Source organism: Luteolibacter sp. (assembly GCF_039920825.1).
Taxonomy (GTDB): domain Bacteria; phylum Verrucomicrobiota; class Verrucomicrobiia; order Verrucomicrobiales; family Akkermansiaceae; genus Luteolibacter.
The window spans coordinates 40569-56262 of sequence record NZ_JBDSCX010000053.1; the positions used below are offsets into that span (position 1 = coordinate 40569).

12 protein-coding genes are annotated in these 15694 nt (G+C 57.7%); 8 read left to right on the top strand and 4 right to left on the bottom strand.

Annotated features, from left to right (window positions below; genetic code table 11):
• Positions 1 to 46: 46 nt before the first annotated feature.
• A complete protein-coding gene (locus ABIQ96_RS16835) occupies positions 47 to 1057 on the bottom strand; it encodes an NAD(P)-dependent alcohol dehydrogenase (protein WP_348215786.1) in 1011 nt (336 codons plus the stop codon).
• 206 nt (positions 1058 to 1263) lie between these two features.
• Between ABIQ96_RS16835 and ABIQ96_RS16840 the strand changes: the two genes are divergently transcribed.
• Both ABIQ96_RS16840 and ABIQ96_RS16845 read left to right on the top strand, forming a co-directional pair.
• Positions 1264 to 4665 carry a M6 family metalloprotease domain-containing protein gene (locus tag ABIQ96_RS16840; RefSeq protein WP_348215787.1) on the top strand — a complete coding sequence of 1134 codons (3402 nt, stop codon included), beginning with the start codon at positions 1264 to 1266 and terminating at the stop codon, positions 4663 to 4665.
• A 533-nt stretch (positions 4666 to 5198) separates the two neighbouring features.
• Positions 5199 to 5630, top strand: coding sequence for a GNAT family acetyltransferase (locus ABIQ96_RS16845; RefSeq protein ID WP_348215788.1), 432 nt, complete (start codon positions 5199 to 5201; stop codon positions 5628 to 5630).
• Positions 5631 to 6000: 370 nt separating this feature from the next.
• Here the strand turns inward: ABIQ96_RS16845 and ABIQ96_RS16850 are convergent, their stop codons facing one another.
• A complete protein-coding gene (locus tag ABIQ96_RS16850) occupies positions 6001 to 9318 on the bottom strand; it encodes a choice-of-anchor D domain-containing protein (protein WP_348215789.1) in 3318 nt (1105 codons plus the stop codon).
• 460 nt (positions 9319 to 9778) lie between these two features.
• Here ABIQ96_RS16850 and ABIQ96_RS16855 point away from each other — a divergent pair, with 460 nt between their 5' ends.
• Positions 9779 to 10354 carry a SprT family zinc-dependent metalloprotease gene (locus tag ABIQ96_RS16855; RefSeq protein ID WP_348215790.1) on the top strand — a complete coding sequence of 192 codons (576 nt, stop codon included), beginning with the start codon at positions 9779 to 9781 and terminating at the stop codon, positions 10352 to 10354.
• 4 nt (positions 10355 to 10358) lie between these two features.
• Here ABIQ96_RS16855 and ABIQ96_RS16860 read toward each other — a convergent pair whose 3' ends face one another.
• The gene (locus ABIQ96_RS16860) at positions 10359 to 11027 is read right to left on the bottom strand and encodes a spermine synthase (protein ID WP_348215791.1); all 669 of its coding nucleotides are present in this window, start codon (positions 11025 to 11027) and stop codon (positions 10359 to 10361) included.
• Here ABIQ96_RS16860 and ABIQ96_RS16865 point away from each other — a divergent pair.
• The 5 genes from ABIQ96_RS16865 to rsmI all read left to right on the top strand — a co-directional run bounded on the left by ABIQ96_RS16865 (position 11026) and on the right by rsmI (position 14992).
• Positions 11026 to 11196, top strand: a complete 171-nt coding sequence (locus tag ABIQ96_RS16865; protein ID WP_348215792.1) for a hypothetical protein — start codon at positions 11026 to 11028, stop codon at positions 11194 to 11196. The two genes, ABIQ96_RS16860 and ABIQ96_RS16865, sit on opposite strands and share 2 nt — an antisense overlap.
• Positions 11197 to 11260: 64 nt before the next feature.
• Positions 11261 to 12508, top strand: a complete 1248-nt coding sequence (gene fabF / locus ABIQ96_RS16870) for a beta-ketoacyl-ACP synthase II (protein ID WP_348215793.1) — start codon at positions 11261 to 11263, stop codon at positions 12506 to 12508.
• Positions 12509 to 12518: 10 nt separating this feature from the next.
• Positions 12519 to 12917, top strand: coding sequence for a thioesterase family protein (locus ABIQ96_RS16875; RefSeq protein WP_348215794.1), 399 nt, complete (start codon positions 12519 to 12521; stop codon positions 12915 to 12917).
• A gap of 158 nt (positions 12918 to 13075) precedes the next feature.
• On the top strand, positions 13076 to 14260 hold the full coding sequence (locus ABIQ96_RS16880; RefSeq protein WP_348215795.1) for a hypothetical protein: 1185 nt from the start codon (positions 13076 to 13078) through the stop codon (positions 14258 to 14260).
• Between the two features lie 48 nt (positions 14261 to 14308).
• Positions 14309 to 14992, top strand: a complete 684-nt coding sequence (gene rsmI / locus ABIQ96_RS16885; protein WP_348215796.1) for a 16S rRNA (cytidine(1402)-2'-O)-methyltransferase — start codon at positions 14309 to 14311, stop codon at positions 14990 to 14992.
• A gap of 148 nt (positions 14993 to 15140) precedes the next feature.
• On the opposite strand, the gene ABIQ96_RS16890 is transcribed toward rsmI, so the two are convergent.
• Positions 15141 to 15554 carry a hypothetical protein gene (locus tag ABIQ96_RS16890; protein WP_348215797.1) on the bottom strand — a complete coding sequence of 138 codons (414 nt, stop codon included), beginning with the start codon at positions 15552 to 15554 and terminating at the stop codon, positions 15141 to 15143.
• Positions 15555 to 15694: the final 140 nt, after the last annotated feature.

A 15694-nucleotide genomic window follows, 5' to 3' on the forward strand; every position in this document is an offset into this window, starting at 1 on the left:
AAATGACAAAGCCGCATCCTTCACGGGATGCGGCTTTTTTAGTCCGTTAGTTTTTCAGAATGATCCGATGCCGCGCCTTTCCGGCCCGCAGATGGTCGAGCGCGGCATTCACGTCATTCATCGCGAAGGTTTCCGTGACTGGGGCGATTTGGTGGCGAGCGCAGAAATCCAACATTTTTGCCACCGTCGCAGGTGAGCCGAGCGGCGAGCCGGAAATGGATTTGCGCGCGCCGATCAGTGAAAACGCCGAGACCGGCACCGGTTCCAACACCGCGCCGACAAAGTGCAACCGTCCGTCCGGAGCGAGTGCGGCGATGAACAAATCCCAGTCGAGCGTCACATTCGCGGTGACGAGGATGAAATCGAACGAGCCGGCCAATTTCGCGAGCGCCGCCTTGTCGCGGGTGGCAACTACGTGGTGCGCTCCCAATTTCCGCGCCTCGTCCGCCTTCGATTCGCTGGACGTGAACGCTGTCACCTCGCAGCCCCATTTGTTTAAAAACTGAAGCGCCATGTGACCCAGCCCGCCGATGCCGATCACGCCCACGCGGTGGGTCGGCTTCACTCCGAAATCGGTGATGGGCGCGAACACCGTGATCCCACCGCAGAACAGCGGCCCGGCGCTGGCGGGATCGAGAGTTTCCGGCAGCTTGATCGCCCATTCCCAATCCGCCCGCACGCGGTCGGCGAAGCCTCCGTGGCGGCCGACGATGGTTTGCTCCGCGCTGGCACAGAGGTTGTGATTTCCTGATAGACACGGCTGACAGGAAAGACAGCTTCCCGCGAACCACCCCAGCCCAACGCGATCTCCTACGGCCAGGCCTTTCACTTGGTCGCCCGCTTTTTCAATCGTGCCGATCACCTCGTGGCCGGGCACCAGCGGGTAGCCCGCATTTCCCCAGTCATTGTCGATCATCGAGAGGTCCGAGTGGCAAATCCCGCAGGACTCGACCTTGATTTGCACTTGCTCCGGATGGAGCTCGCCCGGGTGGAATTCGAACTCCGTAAGTGCCTGCTTCGCCTTCGTCGCCGCCCATCCGTGAAATTTTTCAGCCATTCAAGCAAGCTGTAGGCAAAAAACTGACAGGCAAATGACGATTGCGACAAAATGACGGTTGCCAAAGGCTCTGAAATTCACGATTGGATCGTTAGCAAAGATGCCGAAATGCCCGACGTGTCGTTTCAGCATCTTTGATACCGCAGTTGATACGATCCGAAAATCCTCTCAGTCCGCTCTCAAAGCCCTCCTCTCTTGCTTACTCTATGAAAAAATCCAAGACCTTCAGGCCTCTTCATCTCCTTGTTTTGCTCGCTGGTTGCATCAGCTACGCCACCGCCGCTCCTTTCGGTCCGGATGGACGTGAAACCAGTTGGACCCAACCGAACGGCCAAGTCGTCCAACTCCGGGTCTTCGGGGATGAACATTACGCCCGCACCGAAACTCCTGCCGGTTTCACCTTGGTTTTCAACGACGCGGACAGCACCTACTACTACGCGAATCTCTCCGCGGACGGCAATTCTCTCGTTCCCACTCAAATCCGCGCCGAAGATGCGGCACCTGCAGGCCTTGAGAAGCACATCGACCTTTCAAAAGCGAAGATCCAGGAGATCTCCGACGCGAGTTACACCAAATTCGACGCCGAGCGCGACCAAAAGTGGAGCAAGCGCGTTCAGGCGGTGAAGAAAATCCGGAATGCAGCCAAAGGAGCCGAACTTCGCGGCGCGGAAGCCGCCGAAGCCAAGATCAATGCGGCCCCCGTCATCGGCGACATCCGCGGATTGACGATTCTCATTCAATTCCCCAACGATCCTGCGACCGGCGGATCGGACCCCATCGATTTCCCCACGGACCGCAGCAAGATTGTCCGCTTCTGCAATGCCGAAGGCTACAACGAAAACGGCAATACCGGATCGGTTCGTGATTTCTACTCGGACCAGTCCTTGGGGCAACTGACCTACACCCAGACGGTTACCCAGATTGTCACGGTTCCCCACCCCCGGAACTACTACAATTATTCAAACTACCCGACCAACACGGCTCTGGAGGACAGCACCGTCGGCGCGAGGAAGATGATCTCGGATGCCGTGAATATGCTCCAAGCCGATAACTTTGATTTCTCCAGCCTCACGACTGATGCCGGCGGCCGGGTTCTTGCCACCAACATCTTCTTTGCAGGACCGGATTCCGGAGTCTACGCGAGAGGATTGTGGCCCCACCAATACCGGCTGATCCCGAACATCAACGTCGGAACCGGTACTCCGATCATCCTTTCCAATTACCAGATCACCAACATCCCCAATGCGGCCCCCGTCATCGGCACTTTCTGCCATGAGAACGGGCACCTCATCTGCGGCTATCCCGACATCTATTCCTCCTTCAATGGGGAAGGCGTCGGCGAGCACTGCCTCATGGGATCCGGAAACTACCTCAACGGCGGCAAAACCCCCTCGCCCATCAACGCCTACTTCAAGGATATCGTAGGCTGGGGCAATGTCACCGACATCGCTGCCGACGAATTCCTGACCGCGAGCCTTCCGACTACGGGGAATATCGCCTACCGGATCTTCAACAACAACATCTCCACGGAATTCTTCATGGTGGAAAACCGCGGAAACGGCGACAAATGGGCGCAATACTCCGACGACAAGGGCATCGCCATCTGGCACATCGACGAAACCATCAATGGCAACAACGGCAATGCAAAGCACTACGAGGTGGCCTTGGAACAAGCCGATGGCAAGGGAGACCTCGAAGCTGGCCGGAATCGCGGTGACGACGGCGACCTCTTCGATCTGGGCAAGCCCAAATTCACCGACTCCACCAAACCCGATGCCCACTGGTGGGACGGCAAAAAATCCTTCATCGATGTCGAGGTGGTGTCACCACTCGGCGCGAACACCTTGGTGGCGTTCGGTGGCGTCCCTCCGGATACGATCATCGTCAGTTCTCCGAACGGCGGTGAAGTGATCTTCAAGGACTCCACCTATCCGATCAGCTGGAAATCGAACATCATCGGCAACGTCAAAATCGACCTCTACAAAGCCGGGCAATACCTCTTGAACATTGCGCCCGACGAACCGGACGACGGCAGTTTCGAATGGATCGTTCCCGCCGACCTTGCGGCCACCAGCGATTACCGGATTCAGATCAGCAGCGTCAGCACTCCTTCCATCATCGATTCCAGCGACGCTCCCTTCTCGGTGACCGACGCGACCTTCCCTCCCGGCAAGGACCTGCCTTACGGCTGGTTCAAGCCGAGCTTCGCGCAAACGCGCTGGGAAGTTACCAAACAATATCGTTTCGAAGGCAAGCGCTCTTTGGTGTCCGGCAAAACGGGTGACGGGCAAATCTGCGGCATCGGCTACCGCTCGAACTTCCTTGCAGGCAACATCAGCTTCTACGTTAAGGTTTCCTCCGAAGAAGGATTCGACTTCACCAGATTCTATATCGACGGAGTTGCCCAACCGTTTACCTCCGGCGGCTCCAGCAAAGGCCTTTCCGGAAATCAGGATTGGAGATTCATTCAATTCCCGGTGACCCAAGGCAGCCACGTCTTTGTGTGGTCCTATGAAAAGGACGACAGCTTCGCCGGATTGAAAGACTCCGCTTGGATTGACGGTGTGACACTTCCTCCCGGCACTCAGGAGATCGTCATCCAACAGCCCGTGGGCGAGCCTTTGGTTGATGGAAAATCCACCACGACGTTCCCGGATGTTCCCGCGGGAGATAAATCCAAACCGGTGACTTACACCATTAAGAACACCGGCAAAGCGGATCTCATCGATTTGCAAATCAACAAGGTTGGCCCAAACTCGACCGAATTCATCGTTCAGGGTCTGAAGAAGACCGTTCTGAAGCCGGGAACCAGCACCACATTCGAGGTGATCTTCTCGCCCAAGGACTACGGCTCGAGAACCGCCGGCCTCCGCGTCCTCAGCAATGACGGAGACGAAGGAACCTTCGCGATCGGTCTCGAAGGCACCGGAATCGGACTCCCGCTAATCGGAGTCAACCAGCCGGCCAACAGCCCGATGGAGGACGAGGATTCCCGGAACTTCGGGATCGCCAACGTCGGATCCACCGGTAACAGCAAGACCTTTACCATCATCAACAAAGGAGCTGCTGTTCTGAAAGATTTGATCATCAGCAAGGATGGAGCGAACAAGAAAGATTTCCTCGTCGGCCCCCTGGGTGTGATTTCGCTCGATCCAGGTGATTCGACCACCTTCACCGTGACCTTCAGCCCTACCGGCGCCAATGTCAGAAGCGCGGGCATCCACGTTGCCAGCAACGATGCGAAATCCGGTCCCTTCGATATCTCGGTCTCGGGCAAGGGATCGCCAGTGGCCGTCGCTAAAAGCGCTGGCTCTGCGGCGGCAGGAAACATCGTTGAAGCGGTTCTGGGTGCCGGAGCCTCCGGCCTATCCACCGCCTCGGCACCTACCACGGGCGTTGAGGTCATCGGCGGCCGCAAGTATCTGTCGCTGACGGTTGCCAAGCTCCCCGGCGAAGCTGCCGGTGTCGTAGAAGTTTCTCCCAACCTCCTCGATTGGTACAGTGGCAACAAGCACACCACTGTCCTCATCGACAACGCGGCGACCCTCAAGGTGCGTGATAACACGCCCGTCAGCCCGGATGCGAAACGCTACATCCGTCTGAAATGATCCAACCCTGAGCCGATCCTCAAAAATCAAAGTCGCCGGGTCACCAGCCCGGCGACTTTTTTATTGGCCAGCCCTCCAGCCACGATCGAGTTCGGCAAAATGGAACTTCGACCAATCCTGCCACAAATGGGTGAAATTTTAGACCGATCGGCAGCAGTTGAGTGCCAAGTGATCTTCACCCTCTATCGAAGTTTCCAAGAAATGAGCCGGCACCCTTTCCATCAATCCGGAACTTGGTTCGTGGAAGTTCCTAAACCTGATACTTATGTGGGTCCGCCTTTTGTAACGAGAGCGAACACATGACCGAATTCTACCGGGAGAGGCTCGGCGGTTCTCCCCATGCGATTGTTTCCCCCGCTGACTTCAACGCTCCCATGCCTCTTCATGTTCGCCGACGCGTCTCGGATAATTTCCGAACCAAGGTCCTCACTTCCGATTCACGGGCGGAATTCCCCGCCGCCGAACCGAACGCGGTTCATAATTATCGCACCACACCACAAGCAAGTCGGGATCGTCCAAATTCCTCCCACCCCATGAAAATCGAAGCCTACAAGCCCACTGACGAGAACGCTGTCCTTGAACTTTGGAAACGCTGCGGACTCGTCGCACTACAGAATAACCCGCGGGCGGACATCGAGCGGAAGCTGGCAGTCGCCCCGGAGTTGTTTCTCATCGGCACCGTGGACTCCGAAATTGTCGCTACCGCCATGGCAGGCTATGAAGGGCATCGCGGCTGGATCAACTATCTTGCCGTCTCACCGGACCTGCAAAGGTCCGGCTACGGACGCCAGATCATGGAGCACGCCGAAAGTCTTCTCCGCGAACGTGGCTGTCCGAAAATCAACCTCCAAGTCCGCTCAACCAACAGGCAGGTCATCGAATTTTACCAACGTCTCGGCTTCTCCTTCGACGACGTCCTGAGCATGGGGAAGCGCCTTGTGATCGACGAAACTTTCGACCCGTGAACCGATAGACGGGTCCTATTTTTTTGCACCTCAAGCGATGACGAATTGATCGACGGAGAAGACGAACCTGCGCTTTGCAAGGTGGAGTCCGAGCGAGCCGCAGTCTTGATGGCCCCCTCCACTCATCTCCCCTTCGGCCACGAAGGAATTTCCCACGACAATTCCAAGCACATACACACATGGCAGGACCAAGTGTGATGCTAAGGAAGCTCTGATCCAAGAGAGGTCTCTACTCGCCGATGAGGATGGTAGTTCCTGCGCTGGGAACCATTGTGCGATCCCCAAAATAGGGCCCGACAAAATCCTCCCGCTTAAACGAAAACGGGTGGCTGCGTGGAAAACGCAGCCACCCGTAGAGATTTCGATGAACTTACTTTAGGCGGATGTAACGCTTTTCACCAGCGTTAACCGGAGTGTTGTCACGAACTTCAAGGACATTTGCATTGTCCGACAACGTCGTGGTGTGATTCGAGCCGCTGAACCAGTCGACCAGATTGGAGGAAACCTCCACACGGTGCTTCTCCAATGCCCAAGTGGAGGATTTTTCCACAGTCAGGACGAGGTATTTCAATCCGTCGGAATCCTTGGCTACCGTAGTGACTGCGGTCGATGAGGTATCAGCGACCGAAGATGCCCCGGAGAGCGACGCGGAGGCCAGAAGGCCTGATGCGGAAGCGGGAGCCGAACTGGTGATTCCCACGCCGACCAGTGAGAGTGTGATCGTGGGCTCGGTGGCATCGTTGCTGGCGATTTCGAGGGTCGCACTCTTCTTGCCGGTGGAGCCGGGTTTAAAGGTCACGGAGAATGACGTTTTCTCACCTGGATTGAGCTTCGTCACCGTCAGATCCGTCTTGCTGTAGGTGGCTGACCCCGAGAGGGACACCGCCAGATTCTTCAGGACGTCGGTGCCGGTGTTCTTGATCACGAACGTCTTGCTGTAGCGCGAACCGATTTTAACGGAGCCGAAATCGTTGGTCGTGCCGGTTACCAACTCCGAAGAGAAGGGTTGGCTCACAAAGATTTCCGGAGCGCCCAATCCAGTTCCTTTGACATTGAACAGGAAGGAGGACTCAGCATCGGGATCATTGCTCGCGATGACAATCGCACCGACCCGATTGCCCACACCGGCAGGGCTGAAGGTGACATCGAACGTCGTCGTTCCACCAGGCGGCACCGTGCTCAGAACGGGCGCTCCAACGATGAAGCTTGCGGCGTTCGTACCAGTCGAGGAAATCCCTTGGATCACCAAGGAGCCAATACCGCTGTTGCTGATGGTGAAGGTTTTGGTCAGTGTGTCTGACTCGTCGATGGTGCCAAAGCCCACGGTGGAAGAACCGTCGATCAGATCAGTGCCGCCAGGATTCTTGACAGCAATCTCAGGCAGGAGGGCATCTCCCGAGAGATTGATATCGAACGGGCTCTCGTCGGGATCGTTACTGACAATATGGAGCACCGCAACCTTCGGCCCGCTGACTTTCGGCAGGAAATTCACGGTGAACGTGGTCGTGGCACCTTCGACAAGAAGCTTTGAGGGAGGCTGGGTGAATTTGAAGCTACTGGCATCCGCACCGTCAATGGCGACCGTCAGATTTCTCAGATCCGCCGCACCCGTGTTCCTGATCAAGAAGCTGGTAGGGACTCCCTGAGTTGCACTGAAGTCCACTGAAGCCGTGCCGTCCACCAGAGGGGTGCCCGCAGGTTGCTCCACGGCGATGTCGGGGGTGTAAAGGTTGTCGCCGAGTTCGTAGGCACCCAAGTCCAGAGTGCTGTCCTGAATCCGGGCGAAGCCGGCGGCATCCGTCGGGATGGCTTCCGCGTAATTGGAATCACCGTCGAGGTCGGCCGTATCTTTCGGAAGGAACAGGGTCTTGCCTTTGGCAGTGGCAGGGCTTCCCACGGTCAAGCGCAAGCCATCGTCCGCAGTCCTCCATTTGCCATCAGGTCCCACCGCGTCCGTTTCATCGACGAACATCGGATCCAAATTCAGCAAGGTCCTCTCCGGCGGCTCACCGAAGTCGACGTTCGCTCCGAGGCCCTTGGTAATGGCAGTCGTCCTGATACCTTTGAGCAGGTTGATCGTCTCGGTGGAAGGAGTCGGGTAAAGGCGATTCGAAATCCGGGCCTTTCCTGCAATATGAATCAAACCGGTCTTTTTGAAGCCAACAACCGTGTCGTCGCTGAACCAGATGATGTTGCTGAGGGTGTTCACACTTCCGTCACAGGAAATCGCGGCACCAAAACCCGTCGTCATGTTGTTGTAGAACGTCGAATCCGAGACTGGAAGAAATGCCCCGTCGGCCACATGGACGGCTCCCCGGGTAATGACGTAGCCTCCTCTGCTCAACGTAGTATTCACACTCCCGCAGGAATTCTCCGTAAAGGTGGAGTTGACGATGGAAGAAGTCCCTTCCACATAAAGCGAGGAGCCGGAACATACCGTTCTTGTTTCATCACCATCAGGGACCGGTGGGATCACCGGCGGGTAGCCGGCCAAGGTGCTGGTGATGTTCTTGTCGAACGAGCAATTTACCACCGTGACTTGACCGGCAATCGCTCCACCGATGGAGGTTGGATTGGCAGAGTAGTGTCCGATCGCTTTCGGGTCCGGACTTGTGTAGGAAGTGGCGGAAGAATTCGCCTCGTTGCTGGTAAACGTACAGTCCGTGGCAGTGACGGAAGCACCCGAGATCGCACCGCCGCGCGAAGTAGCATCCGATCCGGTTTGAGCAAAATTAAACGATGCGGAGGTCACGCTGTTTCCGTCGAAACGGCAGCCGGTCACATTGATGGTGTCGCCGGCAATCGCACCGCCCGTTGCGGAGGAGTGGGTTCCCAAGTCGAGACAGACGATCTCCAGGCTGTTGTTCAGGAACTGGCAGTTTGTTGCGGTGACGTCCCCTTTGATCGCGCCCCCGGAGCCGTCCGGGTTGAACAACCAGCTCGGAAGTCTGTCCGGACCCGAGCTCAGGAGCTGGTCGTTGTTGACGATATTGTTGGAGAAAACACACTTCGTTGCGACTACTTTACCCCAAACGGCCCCGCCGGACTCGTTCGCAAGGTTTGTATCGAAAATGCAGTTTTTCGCGGTCAGAGCCGTGCCTGACGGAGCATAAACGCCACCGCCTTGGCTGTAAGGGGCGTCGTCGCCATTGGCGCGTCCTTTTGCGATGGTCAAGCCGTCAAGCGTGGAACTCGCTTTGAGGACCACGACATGGAGCGACCAATACCGCTCGTATCCTTGGGTTTCAGGGGTTACCGGCCAGATCTCGCCGGAAAGAATGGTAGGATTGGCCTCCGGATCGCGCTCACTCAGGCTGGATTCACCTCCCGCAAAGCCGCCATAGAGTTTCAGTCCATTGAGCACGAAGGAAATCTCACGGTCACCGAACCCGTCCACCACGCCGTCGTCCGGATAGTAGGTGCCCTTCGCCAGATAGATCGAGTCTCCGGATTTTGCGACCTCCAGAGCATCCTGCAGAAAGGCAAACGCCCTGCTCCAAGCGGTTCCGTTGCCGGGAGTGGCTACATCGGCGTTGACGTAAATGACTTTGGCGTCCGCAGCGGCCGAGCAGAAAATTGCCGCCGTCAAAAGGGTCACATTGCGAATCTGCTGGGTGGTCGGAAGGAGGCTCTTCCAACGATTCAAAAATCGCGATTCTCCCGACGGGTTAGGGTTAAATTCCATCATGAGGTCTGATTACCAGATTGGTCGAAGCCCGCAATCAGAATCATCAAAAAGGACGAAATTCACTGGGAGTGCGTAGGAGAAATTCCCGACACCCTAAACTTCACAAATCCAAGACATTGGCGCGATGTCAGGGCCCCATGCATTTTCCCCGAAATAAAAATCGCCGCGCAAAATCAGCCGCTGACACTCATCAGGTTGAGATCAAGGATGAATTGCTAGATCCAGCGTTCCGCCCAGCCTCACCACGCTTCATGAAAAATACCCGAGATGTGGAAGCCGTTTCACGAGTCGGATTCATAGAGGACAATGACTTTCCAATCGGTGGATTGCCAAACGTATGAACCGCCCCGTGGATACCACTGGTCAATCGCGGAAGAAGATGAAAAAACCGCGTTTCTACAGAAGCGCCTGTTGCCATTTTCAGGTAAAGCTGATACCCGTTTTTTCAATGGGAGGAAGCATGCCGCAACTTGAATTCCGCTGGACCTCGTGGTTCCGCGTTTTAAAGACCCCGGATGCCCCACAGACGAAGCCAGCGCGCGAGGACAGCGGCCTAACAGCATGGTGCTCGGAGTCGTCGAAATCGCTCGGCCTCAACGAACTCGCCCGCAAGGTCCGGGTCTCTTGGAACTCGCGGATGCAGACCACCGCAGGCCGCGCGTGGTGGCCGGACCGCGCGATTGAACTCAATCCCAAGCTCAAGGACTGCGAACCCGAGGAACTCTGGCGCACCCTGAAACACGAACTTGCCCACCTCGTCGCCTACGAACGTTGCGGCCGCCGGCGCATTGATCCGCATGGCCCGGAGTGGCAGGCGGCTTGCGCGGAACTCGGCATCGCCGGCGAGCAGCCATTTCACACGCTGCCCTTCAAACGCCGCAAGATGAAGCGCAACCACGCTTACATCTGCTCGAATTGTTTCGCAGTCATCCACCGCGTGAAACCGATCACGAAATCAGTCGCGTGCTACGACTGCTGCCGCAAGTTCAACAACGGCGCGTATCACGACCGTTTCCGTCTGATCAAAAACAAGTGATTGCTCAGTCGCGATCCGCCACGAACAACGTGTGCGTGAACCGCTTCGCCTTCGGATACGCCTTCGCGCCGATGCACTCGACATTTTTGAAAAGGCCTTCCAGCGATTTCGCAAACGACTTGTCCGGATGCGCCGACCAGAAAATGACGCGTCCGCCAGGCTGCAACGCGTTCTTGATCCGGACAATTCCGGGTTTCGCATAAAGCCGCTCGTTCACATTTTGGACAAATGGATCCGGCCCGTTGTCCACGTCTAGCAGAATCGCGTGATAGCGGTCGTTTCCGCAGCGGTCGATCACATTGTAAACATCGTCCACATGGATTTTCACCCTCGGATCGTCCAAGAGCTTGCCGTTCACCTCATGCATGAACTCGCGGTTCCAGCCGACGATTTCAGGCAGCAGCTCCGCGACATCCACCACGGCATCGGCTCCGGTCAAAGCGAGCACCCGCTTCAACGTGAATCCAAAGCCAAGCCCGCCAATGAGAACACGCGGTTTGGGTGGGAGATTGACGCAGGAAAGCTCCGCCATCTTCTCCTCGGACGACGAGGCGGTGGTGCTCATCAACTGCAGCCCCGCGACCTTGAGGAAATAATGCCCGTCGTGTTCGTGAAGGGTGATCCGTTCTCCATCGGGCGAGGTGCTGGTGGCAAGGGTGCGGGTGATTTTCATGAAACGGTCCGCGGAGTCTGATCGGCAATTCCGGCTGGAGCAAATCATTCACGCAGCCGTGAAGAAGCAACCGAATCCAAAAATCGACAGCCCGATGAATGGCGACGATTCGGCGCTGTCACCCGCCGACAGTTCTTCGCAATGGCCTCAAGTCCTTTATTTCAAATGATATCTGTTAAATGATCATGAGACTTGCGCGGGTGGCCGGGAGACTCCAAACTTCGTGACTAATTATGAGCGAACGACGCGTCGTCATCACAGGCATCGGCTGTATCACCCCACTTGGCAACGATTTGAACACCACTTGGGCCGGGCTCAAGGAAGGTCGCAGTGGCATCAGCACCATCTCCCAAATCGATGTCGCACCCTTTGATTGCAAGATCGCGGGGGAGGTGAAAAATTTCGAGGCGGACGGCTATTTCGGCGTTCCCAAGGATGCGCGCCGCTCCGACCGCTACGTGCAGTTCGCGGTGGCGGCCTCGAAAATGGCGATGGAGGATTCCGGCGTCGATGTTTCCAAGATCGATCCGCGCCGCTTCGGCGTGATGGTCGGCAGCGGCATCGGCGGCTTGTCCACGCTGGAACGCGAGCACACCACCTACATGACCAAGGGGCCTAAACGGGTTTCACCGTTCACGATCCCGATGATGATTTCCAACATCGCCAGCGGCATCATTTCCATGGAGTTCGGCCTGCTCGGGCCTAACATGGTGATCGTCACCGCCTGCGCCACCTCGAATCACAACATCGGCGAGGCTTGGCGCATCATCAAATTCGGCGACGCCGATGCCTTCCTCTGCGGCGGTGCCGAAGCGGCCGTCCTGCCGATGGGCCTTTCCGGTTTCGCCAACATGAAGGCGCTCAGCACCCGCAACGACGAACCGGAGCGCGCCTCCCGCCCGTTCGACAAGGACCGTGACGGATTCGTCATGGGCGAAGGTGCCGGAGTCGTCGTCATCGAGGAACTCGAACACGCCCTCAAGCGGGGAGCGAAAATTTACGCGGAGCTGATCGGCTACGGCGTCAGCGCGGATGCCTATCACCTCAGCGCTCCTTCACCCGATGGAAGCGGTCCTGCCTACGCCATTCAAATGGCACTCAAGCACGGCAAGAAAAATCCCGAGGACGTTGGCTACCTCAACGCCCACGCCACCTCGACCGGACTCGGCGACGTCGCGGAAACCAAGGCCATCAAACTCGCTTTCGGCGACTACGCGAAAAACGGCCTGATGGTCAGCTCCACCAAGTCGATGACCGGCCACATGTTAGGTGCGGCTGGCGGCGTGGAACTCATCGCCAGCATCATGGCGATCAAGGATGGCGTCATCCCGCCGACGATCAACGTGGACAACCAGGACCCCGAGTGCGACTTGGACGTCGTCCCGAACGTTGCCCGCGAGGTGCCGGTCAAGGTCGCTCTCAGTAACAGCTTCGGCTTCGGCGGTCACAACGCGTCCGTCCTGGTCAGCAAGTTCGAGTGAGTTTTCCCCCATGGAAAATCCCCTGCACTGCTACGCCTGCGAGGTCGCTTTCGCTGACACGGATGCCAGTGGGTGGATGCATTTTCCGAATGTCTTCCGCTACGTCGAGTCGGCGGAGCATCAGTTCCTGCGTTCGCGGGATGTTCTCGTGTTCGACCGAGCCCAGGGCGGCTGGCCGCGGGTGAAAGTAACCTGCGACTACAAGCTCCCGCTGCTCACCGGCGACCGCATCGGGGTCCATCTATCCATTTCACGGATCGGGGCGTCATCGGTGACGTGGGATTTTGAAATCCTCAACGCCGCTGGAGAAACCGCCGCCGCCGGCAGCATGACGACCGTCCGCGTGGACCATCTCGGAAAACCACAGCTCATCTCCGCTGCGGAGCGGCAGGCTTTCGAAGGCAACTGATCGCGGCGCTACTTCAGCCCCCGGCTTAGGTGCCCCGCCGTCGCCCCAATGACGCGCCATTATCCAAACGGCAATGGCCGTTCATTCGAGTGACGTGCCACCGCCGGGATGGAGTTTGATCTTCCAACAGCATGCTGGGTGCGATTGGATGCGAGGAAATGAAATCCTCCCTGCTGGCCGCCTGCGGATTGTTCCTCCTCGGGGCCGGCATCGGGATCGGCTGGCTGGCCGCCTCCTCAAGGAATGGAAACCCGCCATCCGCCGCCACCGGGCAGGCGAATCCATCACGCACCTCATCCCGCCCGCGTCCGGCTGCCGCTGATGAAGCCCCGCTCACCCACCTGCGCGCCTTGGCGGATGATCCCCATCGCCTCGAAGCGGAAATGAAAGACCTGCCCGCGAAAGATCTCGCGGCCCTCATCGACATGCTTGCCGCGAGCGCCGGCATCGGAGGGCTCGAGGGGAAAGAACGTGAGAGAATCAAAAACTTGGTGATCCACAATTATGAGGAATTTCCCGAAGACTCCCTTGCGTGGATCATGGCCACCCCGAACGCGGGCAATCGAAGGTTTTACTTCCAGTGTGTTTTCGAATCCGCCGTGAAAAAGGACCCGATGCAGGCCTTGGAACTGGGCGAAAAATACCGAGGCAACACTGGCGATTATGTCTCGCTGCCAGTCGAGATTTTCAGCGCCGTGACCCAACGTGGTGCCGATACTCTGGTGCGCGCCCTGGCACTGACGGCCGGCAAGAGGGACAACTCGTCTGGATATGACCTTGATTACCCGAAGGATTTCAATTTCAAGGCGGCAGCGGCTGGGATCTCCGACTTGTCCTCCCGGATGAAAGAAGGCGAGCAATTCAGTACCTATCCCGCCAATTTCGTCTTAGCCTGGGTGAAACAGGATGCTCAGGCGGCTTACGAATGGGCAACCGCTATGGAGGCCTCTGAGGACAACCGGAAAGCCCTTGTCGGCGGACTCTCGGATTTCTTCGAAGGCTATGTTAAAGTGACCGAGCCCCTCGAATACGGACGCTTTGCCGCCGAAGCCACCCTCTCGGGCGAACCGACCGAGAAATCATGGTACGATGCCACGAGCGCGCTGGCACGAAATCCGGATCCCGCCACAATCGATGCGTTTCTCGCGGAAGCGTCCACCCACCGGGACAGTGGGGAGATTCTCCCGAAGCTGCTAGACGCTTCCAAGAGTTTCTATGGCAACCAAATCGACATCCTTCGCAACGGCTTGTTTGATCGCCTGCCGGAGGAACAACGTGCGCAGTATCTGCTCACCGCGCCGGAGGCAGTCCGCCGCCAGCTTGGCGCGGAACCGGCGAAGTGAGCACGGGTTTTCGCTTTCCCAGCCCAAGCCGGGGCGCGAGACTCGGCCATGGAATCCACCGGCCGCATCATCCTCGTCCCAACGCCCATCGGAAATCTATCCGACATCACGCTCCGCGCCCTGGAGATCCTGAAAAGCGCCGACCGCATCGCCTGCGAGGACACCCGCCACTCCGGCCAGTTGTTAGCCCATCACGGCATTTCTGGAAAACCACTCGTCTCGCTCCACGAACACAACGAAGCCCGCCGCGCCCCCGAACTCATCGCCGCCGCGAGAGCTGGCGAAACCATCGCCGTCATCAGCGACGCGGGCATGCCCGGCATTTCGGATCCCGGCTACCGGCTCGTCCAGGCCTGCATCGAGTCCGGCACGCCGCTCGAAGTCCTACCCGGCCCCTCCGCCGTCATCACCGCGCTCATCGGCTCCGGCTTCCCCTGCCACGCCTTCCGCTTCGGCGGATTTCTATCAGTAAAATCCGGCAAACGCCGCAGCGCCCTAACCGCCGCCCTCGATTCCGGCGAAACCGGCATCTTCTTCGAATCCCCGCATCGGATCCTCTCGACCCTCGAAATCCTAACGGAAATCAATCCCGCCGCCCGCGCCTGCGTCGCCCGCGAGCTGACGAAAAAGTTCGAGACCTACCATCGAGGAACCGCCGCCGAAGTCCTAGCCCATTTCCAAGCCCACCCGCCGAAGGGCGAGATCGTCCTCCTCGTCCACGCCCCGGAGTGATTGAAAACATAAGGAGCCGCGACACTCCTGTCGCGGATGCCAATGCAAGGCGAAAGGAAAAAAGCGAACGCACCCTTCTTTCGCACCTCATTGTCCTGGCGGACAAAAGTGTCCGCCCACCTTACAGCTCACGCCACCCACTCCGAGGCTATTCCTTCGGATCTTCCGCCACTTTCGCGGAGGGCAGTTCGTGGAGATTCCTGTAAGACGAGCGTGACTTTTTCGCGAGCAGTTCGTCCGCCTTTGCCAGAATCGCGTTGCGGCAGAAATCCGTCAGACTCTCCGCTTTGATCACCCGGCTTGCCCGGTCCGCACGGTCGAATTCCTCAGCGGTTCGGAAAATCTGGTTCCACGGCGGCGCATCCGGCTGGCTTTCCCGCTGACGCGCAGTCTCCAGTGTGACTGTCCGATCGATCTCCTCCATAAACTCTTTCGTCCGCTTACCCTTGGGTTGGAGGTATTGGCGGATCGTGTGCTCGCTCATATTGAGCTGCTTCGCCAGCCACTTCCGGTCCTTTCCGATCGCGGCAAGGCGCCGCCGAATCTCCTGATGTTCGGTCACCTGTGAAGCATATCCAAACAGCCGTGATCCGGGAGCTTCGAGGTGAATTACGACAATACGAAGCGTTTTTCAGATTACATTAAAGTCATATTTTCATTGGATTTGAATGCTCGTAATCGAACAAATGACTTACTAGAAAT